Genomic DNA, 17,355 nt, shown 5'->3' with positions numbered 1-17,355 from the left:
TGGCAGGTCCAATTGGTCCGGTCGGGAATGAAACCCGTCATGTTTGAAGGTTCACAAATCGGTCACGTCAGTGGCCGGACGGACGGCACTTTCTTGCGCCGGCGCCTGAGCCACCAGACGCCGAACAAATCAAGCACACCGACCAGCGCGCGGTCAAAAATCCCGTATTTCGAAGACCCGTGGCGCCGCTGCCTGTCTTGAACGTCGATGTGCACGACATCAAAACCTTCCCGGATGACAAGGGCGGGCAAGAACCGGTGCCAACTGTCGAAGTAAGGCAATTGCAGGAAGACATCGCGGCGCAGCGCCTTCAGGCCGCAGCCGCTGTCCCGCGTCTTGTCCTTCAGGATCGCACCGCGGATCTTGTTCGCGAATTTCGACGCGTAGCGCTTCGCCAGGCTTGCCTTGCGGCCGAGCCGCTGTCCTGCAGCAAGCGCCGTCGACGCGCCCGCCTGTTCGAGCGCGTCGACAAGCTGCGGAATATAGGCGGGATCGTTTTCACCGTCTCCATCGATCGTGGCGACAACATTGCCGCGGGCGTGGTGCAGGCCGGTTCTGACGGCGCAACTTTGTCCGCAGGAGGTCTGATGCCGCACAGGCCGAAGCCAGTCATGCGTGGCCGCATAATCCTGAAGGACGATATCGGTTCCGTCGGAGGACCCGTCGTCGACGACAATCACTTCAAAACTGCGCCCCAGAAGCGCTGCCTCTATCTCGTCGAGAAGGATCGGAAGGTTCTGCGCTTCGTCCTTGGCGGGAACGACCACGGTCACGGCAAGGGTCCCCGTCTCTTCCGCCAGACCTTCAATAAAACTCTTTGGCATCAAGTTGTCCGATCTGTCTCTTCCAGCCGCACGGGTTCGACCGGCACCCTATGCAAACCGCGTTGGCCGCGCAGGACCCTCCAGACCGCACGCACGCACGCACGCGCCGACCTGGCATTCATGTTCGGTTCGATCTTTCCCGAGGAGGAAAGGTGGAACCCGACCCTGCGGCGCGCCATGGCCCTGACGGTAAAGAAGGTGAAAGTCACGCCCAGAAGCGTTCCTGCAATGACGTCGCTCGGATAGTGCGCACCGACCATGACGCGGCTGAAGGCAAGCCAGAACGCGGCAACCACGATCAGCCAGCGATAGGCCGGAAAGATGAAGGCAAGCGCCGTGGCAAGCGCCGCCACCGTCGTCGAGTGGCCGGACGGGAAACTGGTATAGGTGCCATCGAACGCCAGAAAGTCGAAACGGACCGGCCCGACCTGTTCATAGAGCTTCGGCCGCGCCCGTCCCAGCGACCACTTGAAGGCGATCGCGAGAAGACCCGTTGCAGCCACGGAATAGAAAATGAACGCGGCATAAGTGAAGAGCGACCCGATCGCCATGCGTATCCGGAAGGCGTAGCGGCCGGCGTCCTGCGCCAGCAGAAAAAGACATGTCAGGCCCGTCGAGATCAGGATCCAGTCCGCCTTGCCGAAGTCCGTGAACGCCCGGAACGCGTTTCTGTACTCGTTCGGCAGGGAGCGCAGCCAGGGATAGGTCGGCACGTCAAACACGACGACGGCAATCCCGACAGTCAAGAGGAGAATGGCGAAGATATCCTGTGGCCGTTGCCCGGGCGGCAGAGGATCCAGGCTATGGCGCGCCCGTTCTCTGCGGCCGGAGAACAGCATCTGTGCCCGGCGAATGTTCCCGCGCATGCGCGCCAGTATCCGCCAGACGTTGTTACTGCTGTTCGACATTGCCGCTTTCTTCTGCACCCGTTGTCGCGCCGGCTTTCTGATATAGAGCTATATCAACGTTGTCGCCGCCATTGATGTTGAGGCCGTCTACCCTTTTTCGGACCTCGGGCACAAGGCCAATCTCCTTGGCTGCCTGCAAAAACGAGGTTTCTTCCCTGCTTTCGATCGCGGCAATGCGGCATCCGCTGCCACCGTCCGGCGTTGCCTCGGCGAGAAACTCCGCGGCGCCTTTGGGCGAAATGATGCGCGTGCCTGTCCCTTCCAGGAAAATGAAGCTCGGTTCGTGAAACCCTGAGGTGACGACTTGCCTGCTGGCGGCGCAGCCGGGTATCTCGTCGATTGCAGCGACAAGGCGCGGGCTGACCCAGATCGGGGTCAGGGCGGGACCAACGAAGCCCCAGAACCCGATCGCGATGCAGACGGCACTTAGCGTTGCCGCCGGAAAGGCGTGAAGCGCAATCCCCTTGCTCAGCCTTGATGCGGCCGCAACACCGAAAACCGCGCCGATCGCCATGATGACGGCCCCCGGTGGCGACGGCCAGACTCCCAGCACGAACGGCCCTGCAAACGAGATCACGGCAAGTCCGACCGGCGGAAGCGCCAGCAAAACCACGCCCACCCGCCTCATCCACTTGCCGGTCGCCTCCCCGGCGCCTTCCATGAGAGCAGCGGCCACAGGCAACGCGAGCGCCGGCAGGATCGGCAAGGTGTAGTGCGGCAGCTTCGTGGCCACCAATTCGAAAACGATCCAGGTCGGAACGAACCAGGCCAAAGAGAACACCACAAGCGGGCTTGAGCGTTCTTTCCAGATCAACGGAAGCGAAATCAGGAAGAACGCCGGCAGCGGCCAGAAGATGCCGAACATGGCGCCCAGATGGGTCAAGGGCGGAGCGCCGTGCCCTTCCTGACCCTGTCCGACCTTGCCGAGAAGGTCCCGGCCGATCGCTTCGGTGAAGAAAGTCCCGTCCGTCGCAATCCAGATGGCGACGAACCAGGGCGAGACGAGCAGCAGGAACCACAAGAAACCGAGCAGCGGAGACGCGGCCTTGAACCACTTCACCTTCCTGCCGGCGATCATGAGCCCCGCGACGGTAAAGCCCACCACCATCAGTCCGACCGGCCCCTTGATCAACACGCCCGCAGCAAGCGCGGTCCAGAACAGGAAGCTCAGCCCCCACATCCGCTGATCGGCGTCCTTGAGCCAGATCCGCGCGAGCGCACCTTGTGCGATGATGACCGTCGCAAACAGCATCGCGTCGGTCTTTGCCAGCCGGGCTTCGACACCGACGATGATCGCAAGCGCGACGAAGCCACCGACGAGCAATGACCCGGAAGGACCGAGAAAGGCACGGGCCATCCAGAAGGACGCCAGTACGCTGAGCACGGCGCCGATGATCGACGGCAGCCTGTAGACCCACAGCGGCGCATCGACGCCATGTCCGGTCAGTTTCACGGCAGCGGCCTGCAGCCAGTAAATGCCGACCGGCTTCTTGTGACGCGCCTGCTCCTGGAACCGGATATCGATGTAGTCCTCCGTCTCGAGCATCTGCTTGGTCGCCTGGGTGTAGCGCGGTTCATCGCGGTCAAGCGGAGGCACCGTCCATTGGCCCGGCACGAACAGGAGGAGCGACAGGAGCAAAAGAAGAAAAGGTGCTGTCAGGTCATGACCGAAGACCTTGAGCCAGAACGGCTTGCGCAGCGTCCCGGACTGTTTTGCAGCGCCGTCTTGTGCGGAGACGTTTTCGTCTGCAGGTCCCGGGTCGGTCCGGGAAGCGCCGGTACCTTCATCTCCTGCCGTTTCAGCCTTGACTCGTGTGTGAACCTTCGAATTGTCGCTCATACCTGCCACAAATGCCGTTTGCCAAAATTCTGACCTGTGCGGAGAGCGGCCTGCGCGCTTCCGACACTGAGTTTCTCCTACATGAGCTTTCGGAAAAGGGAAACAAGTGCTTGCTCTCATCAAGAGCTAAGCTATCGTTCCGGAGGTTTCTTGACAGCTCCGAATCCCGGGATTCCAGATGACCCATATTGCACAGATAACTGATTTGCATCTTCGTCCGAGAGGTCTGGCCTGCTACAGGGTCTCCGATACCAACATGATGGCGGAACGCGCCGTAAGGTCGCTGCTTGCCTATTCACCCGGGCTGGATGCGGTCATCATGACGGGAGATCTCACCGACCGCGACGATCCGCGCGAGTATGCCGTTGCCCGCGCGCTGCTCGAGCGCTTCGATATCCCGGTCTTTCTGATGCCGGGCAATCACGACAGCAGCAACGGTATGCGCCGGGAGATGGCAGGCTTTCCGGGCATCGGCGAAACCAGAGACGGCAAGATCCACTACGCGGCGATGGTCAACGACGTCCGCATCATCGCATTGGACACGCACTTGCCGGGCCGCCCTCATGGACAAATCGGCCAGGAACAGCTCATCTGGCTGCAAGAAACGCTATCCGGCAATGGCGCACCGACGATGATCGCGTTGCATCACCCTCCTGCACTGTCCGGCATCGCACACATGGACGCGATGGGTCTTCTCGATGCGCCGGCGCTGGCAGAAGTGATCGCGCCACATCCCCAGGTTCAAAGACTGCTGTGCGGTCACCTGCACCGGCCGATCATCGCGGAATTCGCCGGCAAGATCATGACGCTTGCCCCCAGCACCTGCCATCAGGTCGAACTCGACCTGTCACCGGACGGAGCGGCCATGTTCCGTTTCGAACCGCCGGCCTATTTCGTGCATTACCACAGCGAAAAGACCGGTCTCGTAACCCACATGGCCTATGTCGAGAGCTTTCCCGGCCCCTATCACTTTTTCGCCGATGAAGGCGTTTCCTGGCCGGGAGACGAACCCAGATGAGAGCCCTGGACGTGTTCGCTCCCGGACTGAAAGTCCTCTTGTTCCTCGCCCTTGCGGTTTCACTCAATGCATGTGGCGTCCTGCCGGGCGGCGGGGAGCTCGAAGACGAAATTGTGCTGACAGATCAGCCTGTCGACAAGAGCCAGCTGCTGTCCCTCATCAACAGCTACAGACGCCAGAACAATCTGCCAGCACTGAAACACGACCCCGTTTTGGACGAGGTCTCGCAAAAAATGGCGCGCCACATCGCGGAACGTGACAGCATGGACACCTGGCAGCACAGTTCGTTCGGCCTGTCGCAAAGGCTGAGCAAGGCCAACTACGGAAACTATGCGGGCGCGGAAAATCTCGGTGCCGGGTATGCGGACCTGCCAGCTGCGTTCAGAGGCTGGCAAGGGTCCCAGGGCCACAACAAGAACCTGCTCAACCCCTACGTCACGCGCGTCGGCGTTGCCCGGACAAACAGGAATACCGGCAAGTGGCGTAATTTCTGGGTCCTGACGCTGGCACGACCGACATCAGACGGGCGCCCGGCTGTCAGGTGATGCTGGGCGAAATTTTCCTGCCCAGTTTCTTCCAGGGATCGAATGACCGGGTCATCATCCGAACGCGCCGCTAAATACGAGTTTTTCATCATGTTTTCGTATCTTGGTTGGTGACCGTGTCAAACCGGAGTCCCATCAGGATTCAAAACGGAAACGGACGGCTCTCGAACTCGGATTCAGCGGCCGGATGAGCGCGCAAGCCGCGTTCGACGACCCCCTGAAACAGTCTGTCTTTGCCGAAACGCGGCTCCCAGCTGCACAGTTCCGGCGAAATCAATTTGATGCACGGGATCCCAAGGTCGGATCGGGTCGCATCGAATTCCCAAATGGCGATGCCCTTGGCGGTGCAGCTATCGAGGAGGTCATCGTATGTGAAAACGGTTTCCGGGTCTGGCGGCGCACTTGAACCGTCCGCCTTCAAAAGAAAATCGTCGAAAACCGACCTGTCCCGTGCATACGAAAGATGTTTCGGCAGCTTCTGCGGTTCACGCGATCCGGCGCCTTGCGGCCCATAGGCCCTTTCCATGAGGTCCAGAGCATTTTTAGATTGCAGCATCTCGGTGACCGCCGATTTGCAGGCGGAAGCGAGATCCCAGCCGGCAGCAGAGCCGAAAGCCGTCCTGCGACCATCGGCTTCACAAGACACGGCCAGTGCGATATGAACCTGAAGGTCGGTTGCAACCGAGTAGAGTCCCCAAAATCTCCGGCTTTCATCGAGATGCGCGGCCACCTGTTGCGGCAGTACCGAAGAAACAAACCCAATTTTGATCCTAGTTATCCCCAAGCGGTTGTACCATGCCTGAGCAACCGCATCGCGCTCGACCAACTCGAGAAGCGCACGCTTCCGCGCACCGTCGCGATCTCGCCAAACCGCAGCGCCCACCGTTGACGCAAACCCTCCCGGACGGCCTGTGATTAGCTCGAATTCACCGAACAGAACACCTGCGCTCGGACAGGAAGCGGGCATCCCATCCCCCAATCGCCGCACGTTTACTGTCCTTGCGGAGAATTGCTCCAGATCGGGCACATCGGGACCCGCGCCCTCCACCTGGCGTCCGACCTGACGCGCAACACCGCGCAACTGCCGCGCACTGAACCCGAGCACCTTCGCCATTTCGATCTGTGATTGCAATGTTAAGTCTATTTCAACTCTGGAATCCTGCTCTCCCAGAGAACAAAGACTCAATCGCTCAGACAGTTCGCCTAAACAACTTAAAGCTGCACCAGAAGATGTATCCGATTGACCGCCCGCCGGTATCGTCGTTGCCGCTGCACTTCGCCGCATCGCCGGATCACGCGCCAATTTTATCGTACCGGTGCAAAATTTAACAGGACAGCCTCTTACATGCATCGGAGCCAGCCGAACGTCGAAACGGGACAATAACGGTAGGAACAAACCGAGGTCGGGCTCGACATGAAATCGTCCGGATCCGGACGCATCGCCGGCACGCGATGCAAGACCTGAGCGTACAAGGTCCGACCAGCAATGATCGGGCAATTCGATCTCAGTTGGCACTTTCCCCGCCATCGGTAACCACCCCCGTTCCCGCTCACTCGAACTTCACACCAACACCCAGCCAAACGTGCACACTCTACCTTAAATTGCATTTCATGTAAAAAACTGCCGTTTCTATTGAAGTACTTTTTTTGTTGGTTCTATATTTTTAGTTGAAAGCAGCAATTGCAAAGTAAAGCCAATTTGTTTTGGTTTTTTACGTCGCTTTTTCTTGCTCTCGATTTGACATCGTGACCATCCAACTACTCACCGTGTCAATTTTCAACTTTAAATACAGGAGCTTCACCATGCACGCTACTCTTACCTCCCGCAAAGAAATGGAAGTTGGAGCGAAACTCGGCGCTATCATTCAAGATGCTACAGCGCGGGAGCAGCTCATTGAAAGCCCGGAAGCCGTATTGAGCGAGATCGGAGCCAAATCCGACGTCACGATCTATGCCGACACCGCAGACCTCGTTCATCTGATCATTCCTGCGGAGGTCGATCAGACCCGTGTTGCAGCGGACGATGAAGCCTATTTCGAAGAGCTTGGCCTTGCCGCCCTGGGCAGCTGCTATTACGAAGACCTTCCTGAATAGGCCTAGTTCATTGAATCTCCCGCCGCCTGAGCTCAAAACTCAGGCGGCTGTTTTGCGGCAGAGGTGCAAAATGGCTCGATTTCCACACTACAAAAGCAACCAAGCAAAGCTAGGTAAATTGCTCGCACGCGCGGCCACCGAGGCCAGCGTGAGACATGCGCTCATGCAAGACCCGGCCTCGTTTTTGCGTGAAATTGGATTGCCACCGGAGGCGACCGAACTCCTTAACTTTAAAGTCGTCTCAGAAGACACTTCAAGTAAATCGGTTACACTGCCCTACAGATTGAATGCGGCCAAACTCGCAAACGAAGACCCCGAGTATCTGGGTGGCCTGTCCCGGTTGTTCCCGAGCCGAAGCTTAAACTGAAAGCTCGCCTTCAAACAGGAATCTCTTCACAAGTTCTGCACCCTTGTCGTAACTGGCGTGTACCTGTTGGTTCTGGAAAAAATTCACACGTCTGCGCCAGTCTTCCGGATCACGCATACCTAGCTTGGATGCGCTGAGCAGCGAAAGTCGGTGCTCCTCATACCTGCGCAACGTCTGTATTGCTTCCGCGTGCCGCCCGAGGCAAACGAGGGCAGCAACCCGGGTGGTCAGTCCCTTAAGACTGGTTCCTGCGCTCTTCTCGATATGCTGCAGTGCACCTTCAAAGTTTTCTTCGGCGAATGATATGTTTGCCATGTATTCGTAGAATACGCGCGGGACGTAGGAAAACAGATCGTACGCACGCTCCGCAATCTCGCGTGCTTTGACGACGTCACCGGAAAATGCCAGCCCCTCGGCGACGGACATCAGGTTGGAAGGGTCTGAAGAACTCAGTCGCCCTGCACTCTGGAACGCCCTCTTCGCCTCGAGCGGCATGTTGGATAGAATCAGCGCCCAGCCATAGACACGCTGGTTCACCGCCTGCCAGGGATCAAGCATGATCGCTTGCTCAGCCAGCTTCAACAGATCGCTCAAACCGTGAGCGGATGTTCTGTCGTTCATAGGAAAATGCAGTGCCTGCTTCATTATTATGGAGGCCTTGCCTGCATAGGTTCTAGAAAAACGTCTGTTCGATTTCTCAAGTTCATCCAGAAGACGCATTGCCTTGGCGTCTGACTGAGGCGTGAACTCCCACAAGAGTGCGTCCGCCTGACACCAACGCGCAAAAACTGATTTGTTCGACGGATTGCGGAGTTTCTCGATCGCATGCGCGTTCACGCGGCTCACTATGTGGCTTGCTGCCGGAAGGATACCGTCCCACAACGCAAGGTCGACGATTTCATTGAAAACGATTTGACCGTTTTCCCGATCCTCGAATTGGACCACGACCTTGCCCGAGCGCTCATCCTGTCTAAACCTCAGCAGATAGCTGCCCATATCGTAACCTTCAACCAAAGCGGTCTGCGGCGCATTGGCCTCGCCAAAATACTCGGACTGGAAGAGTTCGAAGGACCGGAAAGAAGAAAGACCAGAAACGATCTCCTCACGCAGGTAAATTGCGTCATTAGCGTTACTTTTTGCCAGCGATGCCGAGACAATAAAGATCTCGGGAAGGCGCACTATGCCGTCGGCATTCGACACGGGCGGCTGCACTGCTCCGCCGATGCCTGGCTGCAGAAATTCCTTGTTGTTGATGCCGGCATCGTTCCTTGCTTCTAGAAGCGAATATGTCTGCCGATCAGGCGCCGCATCCAAATGCAGGTGCATCTCCCGTTCACATGTCTTGAGTTGCTGTTCAGCCCGTTCACGCTGGCCAAGTTTCAGATACAGGCGGATGAGTACTCGATGCGCTGCCTCGAGGGCGGGATCGATTTTGAGCAGGAACCTGGCTCCCGCCTCGGTCTTGCGCCCGCCGTCGGAGGTCGAAACATCATTCAGGTGTTTGAAAGTCGCCGTAACGATGTCGGAGCGCACGCGTTCACGCTCCACCTGGAGCCAGTCCGTGAATTCAGGATCGAGTTCCTCAAATCCTGTCAGGAATTCTCCGCGCCAGAGCTCACCAGCGCGCAGGTATCCTTCGGCATCGTCCTGCTCCAGCAGCTTCATAACTTGCGAAAGATCGGATGAAAACTCCGACTGATCAAGCTTGACGTCATTGCTGGAAGCGTGAACAACATCGTGACCAACCGCCTGCTCGGCGGTCTTCAACTGACGCAGCGCCTGGCGCAGGGATTGCATCGCCTTCGGCCGTTCCGCATTGCTCCAAAGAAGGTCCGCAAGCGTTTCTCTGGGCGCGTTCATGCCACTGACGCGGCTCAAATAGCCCATGATTGCCAGAGCCTTACGAGTCTTGACCGCAGCAGGCTCGCCATTTTTGCTTAGGAGCAACGGCCGTCCAAGGCATGCAAAGCATGACGCGTTTGCCATTCATTCCCCGTATTTCCATCACGCATTGTCGTTTGTTTTAACACTCGCGAGCGAATGTCTCACAACCTGATATACAACAATACTTTATCACGCTAGTATCACGCTGCAACAGCATGCTTCTCGTGGATGGTTACGGCAGCTTCGCTGCGAACGGAAATTCGAATACTGGTGGGTATAACAATGTCAAAGACAGTTAGTAAGTCTGAACGCATTTCAAATGAGCAGGAACCCGCGGTTGAAGCGATCAAACGGATGATCCGCTACACCAAGAAAGAGGCCGACAAGGACGGTCGTACTTTCTGCTCTTATTGCCTGGATATGGCACTTCAGTCGCTTGAAGACGGGTCTGAAGAGCTCGATATGATTCTGAAGACGAAAATCACGCCGTTGATGGTTGGACAGCCCAACTCGGAACAGCGGAAGTCCTGAAGACCGCCCCTGATCTGAAACGTTTGCTGGAAACACCGGTTCGCTCCGAGCGATCCGGTGTTCCATCCATAAGCGCCTAACCGAAAGCAGCGATATTCCCGGTTTTCCAGGGCGCAAATTCAGGCAAGCCAACCGCTCCCATGGCGGGGCAGCCATTCAAGACGCGACAAGACGCGCAACTCCTCCTCTTCACAGATATCGGATTTTTCGGAAACTGCCCTGAATGCGGCGGGCCCGTTGCGCCTGCCCTTGCATCCGGCGATGCCGTGTGTTCGCAGACTTTTACACAGAAAAAGGACGCTGGCCTAAACCAGCGCCCCCCTGCGTTAAAGGAAGATTTTGCTTTGACAATAAGCGCTGAGCAGTCACCGCTTGTCAAAACTCTCCACTTTTACACTGACCTGATTTCTCTGGAGAACCCAGGCCCACGAACGCGAAAACACAAGGTTTCCAGTCCGCGCCGATCAAACGGATTACCCGCCGTTACCGGTCTACCGGGACGCCCTTCGCTTCACGTGAATGCGTCCGGCGTTCCCCATGTGGCGCCCAGAAATAGCTCGAACCCATCAGATGACCTCGCACCAGTCCTGGCATGGGCTACCGGTCATTGGGCCTTGACTGCGTTTGCCAATCCGCTCTCAGCACCGAACCAGTAGTGAATAGGATAGTGCCCAAACTACTTTCGACTGTCCAGTACTCTTCATGTATTTTAACAGATTACGCTAAATCTGTTGAAAACTTGTTGATAAAACAACAGGAAAAATACTGCAGCGCACAAGACTCGGGTCAATCACTTCTGAAATCAAAAGTAAATTCTGTTTTGCATCGCAAATTAGCGCCTGTCCTTGCAAAAGGCTCGCAGCCGTCACGCAGCCGGCAACAGGTTTCGAAAAATGTTCCTGCTCTCCCAAGGTCACCCGACAATTATTCCCTTGCGGCAGATCGCCTGTTCCGCAAAGATAAACCCGCGTGCTTGAGGTCGCGGAAACACTGCCAAACCGATTTGCAATGAGAGTCCGGAGATTCATGTCCAAGCGCTTTGCAATCCTGCTGATCAAACCTTCACATTACGATGATGAAGGTTACGTGATTCAGTGGGTACGTGCGCCGATCCCTTCGAACTCGCTGGCCTCCGTCTACGGCCTCATTAAGGACTGCGCGGAGAGACGGACACTCGGTGACGATGTTGCGATCGAAATCGAGGTCATCGACGAAACCAACACCAAGGTGGACGTCGCCAAACTGGCCAGGTCCCTGAAACAGGCCGACGGTTGTCTTGTCGGATTGGTGGGTGTGCAGACAAACCAGTTTCCCCGTGCAGTCGATATCGCGAGGGAATTCATCGCAGAAGGAATTCCGGTTGCCGCGGGCGGATTTCACGCCGCAGGCAGTATTTCCATGCTCCCGGAGGTGCCTCCCGAGATTGTCAAGGCGCAGGAGATGGGTCTCAGCATCTACGCGGGGGAAGCCGAAGGGCGCATGGACGCGCTGCTTGCCGATGCCTGGGCCGGACAGCTCAAGCCGCTCTACAACTTCATGAAGGATCTGCCTCACCTGGAGGGTGCTATTCAGCCAATCCTGCCGGCCGACGCCGTCCGCAAGATGGCAGGCGCCTATACCAGCTTCGACGCGGGGCGCGGCTGCCCTTTCCAATGCTCGTTCTGCACGATCATCAATGTCCAGGGACGCAAGTCGCGTTTCAGGACACCCGATGATGTCGAGGCGATCATCCGGGCAAATGCGGCGCAGAAAATTCGCCGGTTCTTCATAACGGACGATGATTTTGCCCGGAACAAGAACTGGGAAGCGATCCTGGACCGTCTGATCTGGCTTCGCGAGGAAGAAGGGCTGAAATTCAAGCTTGTGCTTCAGGTCGACACGCTTTGCTACCGCCTCCCCGGCTTCATTGAAAAGGCGGCCCGGGCAGGCTGTGCCCGCGTCTTCATCGGGCTGGAAAACATCGATCCCGATGCCCTGACCGCTGCCAAGAAGCGCCAGAACAAGATCTGGGAATACCGCAAGATGCTCCAGGCCTGGAAGGATGCCGGCGTGATCACCTATGCCGGATACATTCTCGGGTTCCCGGACGACACACCGGACAAGATCCGGCGCAACATCGAAATCATCAAGAAGGAGCTTCCGCTCGATCTGATCGAGTTCTTCTTCCTGACACCCCTGCCCGGCTCGGAGGATCACAAGGTGCTCTCGTCCAAGGGTGTCTGGATGGACCCGGACTTCAACAAGTATGACCTCAATCACCGCGTCACCCATCACCCGATCATGAGCGATGCGGACTGGGAGAAAGTCTATTTCGACAGTTGGAAACAGTTCTACACGCCTGAGCATGTGGAAACGGTCCTTCGGCGGGATGCCGCACGCGGCGCCAGAACCAAGGCGCTTTATTCATCGATGATCCATTTCCTCGGAGCGATCCTGATCGAGAAGGTTCACCCGCTTGAATGCGGCATCGTCAGACGCAAGCATCGCGACCAGCGCAGATACGGAATGAAACTCGAGAACCCGCTGGTGTTTTATCCCAAACGCGCTGTGGAGGCGGTCTGGGTCGCTTTTTCCTGGGCGCGTCTCTTTCTCAAGTTCCGGCCCGCCATGAAACGCGTCCTGGCCGACGAGAACCGCAAGTCCTACACGGATCTGGCGCTCACCCCGACAAGCGCGGCCGAAGAGCAAGACATGGACCTCATCCAGGTGTTCAAGGAAGCCATTCCCAACACGCACGGAGCACCTGAAGTGGCAAGAAAAGCGGCCTCAATGAAATAGCGGCTGCAAGGATTGTGCTGCTGGCAGGCCGTCCAAACAGGTGGTGAGATCGGTGACCGGTTCTGCGAAAGTCCGGCAGGCATGATGCCGTTGCCGTCAATCCAGACTTCGCCAACAAACGCCGGATATGTGCCTACTCCACGTCCAGGATGTCCGACCTGCACACGAACGGGCAGATGTGCATGGCGGTCGCCGACCCAATTCCGTCGTATGTGATGTTGGCCCTGCAACCTGCGCCGTCCCGGACCTGATCCGGGATCGGAACACGACTGGCAAGAGGCCCCGGCGCAAGGCCGGGGCGGCGGTTGTTGGGTGCAACACGCTCGCGCCGTCATTCCGGACAAGTGCAGCTTATGCTGCACGCTGATCCGGAAACCGGACATCAGCGTGAGCGCAGCGAACCCGGAACACAATCAGACCGGCCTGCGTCACCAAATCCAGTGACCTCATCCTGAGAGTCTGACTCGAAATTCATTCTTGAGCCTTTGCCAAGCGCCTGATGATGAGTTCGATGCTAGCGATGTACAGCCAAGCGGTCTGTGTTTCTTGTTTGACTTCAAAGTCCTTTGCAAGACGCCGCCGTCGCCCAAACCAGGCAAATGTTCTCTCAATGACCCATCGTCTTGGCAGAAGCGCGAATCCTTTCACCCCGGTTGGCCGTTCGACGATCTCAATCGTCCACGGTCCACAATCCTCGATCTTTTTCAATAGCTTCGGCCCTCGGTAGACCCGATCGGCGAAGATATGAGCAAGGTTGGGATAGGTCTGCCGCAGGCTGCGTAGCAATGGCACCGCTCCGTGGACGTCCTGGACGTTGGCGGGATGAACCAGAACGTCCAAAAGAAGCCCGTCCGTATCAGTGACAATGTGGCGCTTGCGACCTTTGATGCGTTTGAATGGATCAAGTCCCCGAGGACCGCCGACTTGGATTGTTGCGACGCTCTGACTGTCAATGACACCGGCGGTCGGAGTAGCATTGCGCGCTTGTGATTGGCGATGCCGCTCAACCAGCCGCCGGTTCAGCGCTGGCCATAACGCATTGTCACGCCACGCATAAAAGTATCTCTGCACTGTGGAACGTGGTGGGAAGTCGGCAGGCAGAAACCGCCAGGGACAGCCTGTGCGCAGCAGATAGAGAATGGCATTGACGACTTCCCGCAGCGACGTGGTGCGCGGACGACCTCGATCTCGTCGGGCTGGCAGATGGGGACAGATGAACCTCCATTCTTCGTCCGTGAGATCACTTGCGTAACGCAAGCTGCGACGGTCATAGTTGGCGCGGGTGGTCTCGGTCCACATGGCGAAGCTCCGTTCTGTTAGCGCAAAAACGGAATCACATGCGACCGGGATCACTCAACTAATTTCGGGCCAGTCTCTGAGGAGCACGCCTGCGTGCGTCTCGAAGGATGGGAGGCTGGCACCCTGCCGCGCGGCCCATCCTTCGAGACAGCGCCGGCGCGCTTCCTCAGGATGAGGTTTTTCGCCGCTCGTCACCCGGACGCAGCGCGGCGCAGATCCGGGGCCCACTCGTTTCCAGAGCGGAACGAAAGGAGCAAGGCGGCAGCCGGAATCCGCCGCTTTCGCAAGCGGTGGTGAGAGTAGGCCCCGGGTCTCACTTCGTTCACCCGGGGTGACGAAGGAGAGGGTCGGTGTTTTTTGCCTCCGTCATTGCCAGACTTGATCTGGCAATCCATGCCGTTCCGTTTGAAAAACGGTGAAGCCCTTCGGCAAGAAACGAAACGGCATGGATGCCATGGTCGAGCCATGGCATGACCCGGGAGAGGAAGGTCTGCGCGGGGTCGGTCTGTCGGCTGTCATCCGGAAAGACGGACTACCCCACGCGCAGGTCATCCCGGCCAAGCGCAGCGCAGAGCCGGGATCGGGGAGGCAGTGGACTTAAGGCTCTTGCTCCGCCCTCCCGGGGCTCCCCGGCCCCGGGTCTCACGCTGTTCGCCCGGGGTGACGAAGGAGAGGGTCGATGTTTTTTCCTCAGTCATTGCCAGACTTGATCTGGCAATCCATGCCGTTCCGTTTGAAAAACGGTGAAGCCCTTCGGCAAGAAACGAAACGGCATGGATGCCATGGTCAAGCCAAGGCATGACCGGCGAGAGGGAGAGAGCCTGGGGTTGGAGCTGTCCGCTATCATCCGGAAAGACGGACTACCCCGCGCGTTCGTTATCCCGGCCATGCGCGGCGCGGATGCTGAACGCTGATCCGGAACCTTTGCCTGGCTTGATCCGGTAACCGGAAATCAGTGTGAGTGCAACGAACCTGCATATCAATTGAGCAGGACGGGACTTGCGGCAAAGATGCGGTCTGTCGTTTTCCGGAGGGATTTTTCATGCAACCCAAGATTTCGCTTTCATCGTAAGAAATGACAGGCTAAATCTGTTCAGGTGTGGGGGACGTCAGTACCAGTAGGCGTCCAGAATGAAGAAGTTTTCTCGTCAGCTGCTGCTGACCATCTTTTCCGCCGGTGCGCTCGTTCTTGCGCTGGCCTCCCATGCCCTTTCCCAGGATCTCATCATCGATGGGCCCGTCACCAATACACAGACCGTTAACGGCGTCACCTACGACACGATCGTCATAACCGGCGACGGCAGTATTTCAACGACAGGCGGTGGCGAACATGGTGTTAACAGCCCGAGCGACGGCAATACGGTCCGCAACCAAGGCCTGATCCTGACGGAAGGGGACTACGCATTCGGGATTTACAGCACCGGTGCCAACGCCACGATCACCAACAGCGGTGACATCCTGACAACAGGGGTCGACGCATACGGGATTCTCAACACCGATAACACTGCCACGATCATCAACAGCGGCGATATCCGGACATTCGCGGACAGCGCAGGCGGGATTTCCAACATCGGTTCCGACGCCACGATCATCAACAGTGGTGACATCCGGACATTCGGGGACAGCGCACGCGGGATTTACAACTGGGGTAACATCACCACGATCATCAACAGCGGCGATATCCGGACAAGCGGGCAAGACGCAATCAGCATTTACATCTACAGTTCGGATTACACCAAGATCACCAACAGCGGAGTGATCGTCAGTGAAAAGAGCCACGCAATCTTTGTTGACTCCTTCTCCACCAGCACCACCGTCAATCTGAACGTCCCCTCCTTTCTCGGCGGGGCCATCACCTTCGATTCCGAGACGACGCTGAACCTCACCACCGGGGCCTCGCATTCGGTGCTCTGGCAGCTGCCGACGACGAATGTCGCGGGCGGTCAGGCCAATGTCTCGGGTCCCGTCCCCTGGTTCTATGACAGCGCGACAGGCCAGTTCGCCACCTTCGATCCGACCGGGCTCACCACCGGCTTCAACCAGATGGCCAACACCGCCAACATGCTCGGCCGCCTCGGGCGCTACGGCCTCCGGCAGGCGGGGCGGAGTGAAGCGTCGGCTGCCGCATCCGCCGCACTGGCCTATGGCGAGGACGGGGCGCAACTCTCCGAAGGATTCGACGTGTTGCTGGCAACAAATTCCGGGCCGGACGCAGCTTACGGCCTCAAGACCGGGTCCTTCTGGCTCACCGGTTTCGGCGGCGAAGCCAATTACGACGGCGATGACACCACCCTCGATCACACAATCGACCAGATCGGCGCGGCCCTCGGCTATGCCTGGCACCAGTCGCCGGACATGCGCCTTGGTCTTATGCTCGGTTACATGAAAGGCTCCATCAGCGCGAGAAGCACCTGGGCGGATTCGCAGGACATTACCAGCAACGGCGTCTTTGCCGGTGTCCATGGCGACCGGCGCTTCGGACGCATTACGTTCGGCCTCGGTCTTGCCGGCGGCTGGCAAACCAGTGACAGCCGCCGCTTCGTCAACGACAACACCGCCCTCACCGGCGGTCTCACGCTTGGCGAGAGCACCGCCGATGCCTCCTATGACAGCTGGTTCGTGACCCCGGAAGCATCGCTCTCCGCCGACCTCGGCCTCGGGCAAACCGGCATCGTGCTGACCCCCTCCATACGCGGGCGCTATGCCCTGCAGCAGACCGGCAGCTACACCGAAAGCGGCTCTGCCGCCAATGCCACGGTGGACAGCCACACGTTCGGTGTTGTGGAAGGCGATTTTGAACTCGCCCTTTCCAGAAGCTTCGGCATTGCAACCGTGACAGGGCGCGCGGGCTATCTGCTGCGCAGTTCCACCGGCGATGATAATGTACCGGTGACGCTGCTCGGCATCACCAATTCCATCGGTCTCGGCGAAACCGGCCGCTCCGCCGCCTATCTCGGCGCGGCACTGGACCTGAACCTCGGCCCGCAGGCCAGCTTCACCCTTGATGGTCAGGGATACCTTTCCGATGACGTTGACGCACTGGAGGGCATGGCCCGGTTTGCGATCCGGTTCTGATGAGGAGTATCGCAGACCGCGCCGTCCCGGACCTGATCCGGGACCTGAACATGGCTGGCAGAAGGCCCCGGCTCAGGGCCGGGGCGGCGCTCGGGATTGCCTCGTCCTTCTTCTTGCAACGAGGTATTGCGTCGTGCACTCGACCCACCGCAAGGTCGATAACCTCTCCCGGTGGGAGAGGTCAGCCTGAAA

The 17,355-nt window shown here is 58.2% G+C and carries 14 protein-coding genes; 7 read left to right on the top strand and 7 right to left on the bottom strand.

The window, feature by feature from the left end; all coding sequences use genetic code 11:
* Window positions 1-62: 62 nt before the first annotated feature.
* From ACO07N_RS20975 to ACO07N_RS20965, 3 genes are read right to left on the bottom strand one after another with little or no spacing between them, the layout of a single operon-like run.
* Window positions 63-824: a glycosyltransferase family 2 protein gene (locus ACO07N_RS20975; RefSeq protein ID WP_421982889.1), complete on the bottom strand. Its 762-nt coding sequence runs from the start codon at window positions 822-824 to the stop codon at window positions 63-65.
* Window positions 824-1,732 (bottom strand): phosphatase PAP2 family protein, encoded by a 909-nt coding sequence (locus ACO07N_RS20970; RefSeq protein WP_421982888.1) that lies wholly within the window; start codon window positions 1,730-1,732, stop codon window positions 824-826. Before ACO07N_RS20970 ends, ACO07N_RS20975 begins: the two co-directional genes overlap by 1 nt.
* Window positions 1,716-3,572, bottom strand: a complete 1,857-nt coding sequence (locus ACO07N_RS20965; RefSeq protein WP_421982887.1) for an ArnT family glycosyltransferase — start codon at window positions 3,570-3,572, stop codon at window positions 1,716-1,718. The genes ACO07N_RS20970 and ACO07N_RS20965 overlap by 17 nt, the downstream gene beginning before the upstream one ends.
* Before the next feature lie 178 nt (window positions 3,573-3,750).
* Between ACO07N_RS20965 and ACO07N_RS20960 the strand changes: the two genes are divergently transcribed.
* Complete coding sequence (locus ACO07N_RS20960) at window positions 3,751-4,590, top strand: phosphodiesterase (RefSeq protein WP_421982886.1); 840 nt, start codon at window positions 3,751-3,753, stop codon at window positions 4,588-4,590.
* Window positions 4,587-5,135 carry a CAP domain-containing protein gene (locus tag ACO07N_RS20955; protein WP_421982885.1) on the top strand — a complete coding sequence of 183 codons (549 nt, stop codon included), beginning with the start codon at window positions 4,587-4,589 and terminating at the stop codon, window positions 5,133-5,135. The genes ACO07N_RS20960 and ACO07N_RS20955 overlap by 4 nt, the downstream gene beginning before the upstream one ends.
* A gap of 142 nt (window positions 5,136-5,277) precedes the next feature.
* Here the strand turns inward: ACO07N_RS20955 and ACO07N_RS20950 are convergent, their stop codons facing one another.
* Complete coding sequence (locus ACO07N_RS20950) at window positions 5,278-6,663, bottom strand: YcaO-like family protein (protein ID WP_421982884.1); 1,386 nt, start codon at window positions 6,661-6,663, stop codon at window positions 5,278-5,280.
* 275 nt (window positions 6,664-6,938) lie between these two features.
* Between ACO07N_RS20950 and ACO07N_RS20945 the strand changes: the two genes are divergently transcribed.
* Both ACO07N_RS20945 and ACO07N_RS20940 read left to right on the top strand, forming a co-directional pair.
* The gene (locus ACO07N_RS20945; protein WP_421982883.1) at window positions 6,939-7,229 is read left to right on the top strand and encodes a hypothetical protein; all 291 of its coding nucleotides are present in this window, start codon (window positions 6,939-6,941) and stop codon (window positions 7,227-7,229) included.
* Window positions 7,230-7,299: 70 nt separating this feature from the next.
* Entirely contained in the window at window positions 7,300-7,596 is a 297-nt protein-coding gene (locus ACO07N_RS20940) for a hypothetical protein (RefSeq protein ID WP_421982882.1), read from the top strand.
* Here ACO07N_RS20940 and ACO07N_RS20935 read toward each other — a convergent pair.
* Window positions 7,588-9,582 carry a BTAD domain-containing putative transcriptional regulator gene (locus tag ACO07N_RS20935; protein WP_421982881.1) on the bottom strand — a complete coding sequence of 665 codons (1,995 nt, stop codon included), beginning with the start codon at window positions 9,580-9,582 and terminating at the stop codon, window positions 7,588-7,590. The genes ACO07N_RS20940 and ACO07N_RS20935 overlap by 9 nt on opposite strands.
* Window positions 9,583-9,762: 180 nt before the next feature.
* Here ACO07N_RS20935 and ACO07N_RS20930 point away from each other — a divergent pair, with 180 nt between their 5' ends.
* Complete coding sequence (locus ACO07N_RS20930) at window positions 9,763-10,011, top strand: hypothetical protein (protein ID WP_306145079.1); 249 nt, start codon at window positions 9,763-9,765, stop codon at window positions 10,009-10,011.
* A gap of 722 nt (window positions 10,012-10,733) precedes the next feature.
* Here the strand turns inward: ACO07N_RS20930 and ACO07N_RS20925 are convergent.
* The gene (locus ACO07N_RS20925) at window positions 10,734-11,045 is read right to left on the bottom strand and encodes a hypothetical protein (protein ID WP_421982880.1); all 312 of its coding nucleotides are present in this window, start codon (window positions 11,043-11,045) and stop codon (window positions 10,734-10,736) included.
* On the opposite strand from ACO07N_RS20925, the gene ACO07N_RS20920 reads away from it, so the two are divergent.
* A complete protein-coding gene (locus ACO07N_RS20920; RefSeq protein ID WP_421982879.1) occupies window positions 11,038-12,789 on the top strand; it encodes a B12-binding domain-containing radical SAM protein in 1,752 nt (583 codons plus the stop codon). The two genes, ACO07N_RS20925 and ACO07N_RS20920, sit on opposite strands and share 8 nt — an antisense overlap.
* 471 nt (window positions 12,790-13,260) lie before the next feature.
* Here the strand turns inward: ACO07N_RS20920 and ACO07N_RS20915 are convergent, their stop codons facing one another.
* Entirely contained in the window at window positions 13,261-14,088 is an 828-nt protein-coding gene (locus ACO07N_RS20915) for an IS5 family transposase (RefSeq protein WP_421979445.1), read from the bottom strand.
* A gap of 1,131 nt (window positions 14,089-15,219) precedes the next feature.
* On the opposite strand from ACO07N_RS20915, the gene ACO07N_RS20910 reads away from it, so the two are divergent.
* Window positions 15,220-17,163: an autotransporter domain-containing protein gene (locus tag ACO07N_RS20910; protein ID WP_421982878.1), complete on the top strand. Its 1,944-nt coding sequence runs from the start codon at window positions 15,220-15,222 to the stop codon at window positions 17,161-17,163.
* The last annotated feature ends 192 nt before the right edge of the window (window positions 17,164-17,355 follow it).

Source organism: Roseibium sp., assembly GCF_965229775.1.
GTDB lineage: Bacteria > Pseudomonadota > Alphaproteobacteria > Rhizobiales > Stappiaceae > Roseibium.
The sequence above is the reverse complement of the archived record's forward strand: the minus strand, read 5'-3'. Positions and strand labels throughout refer to the sequence as shown.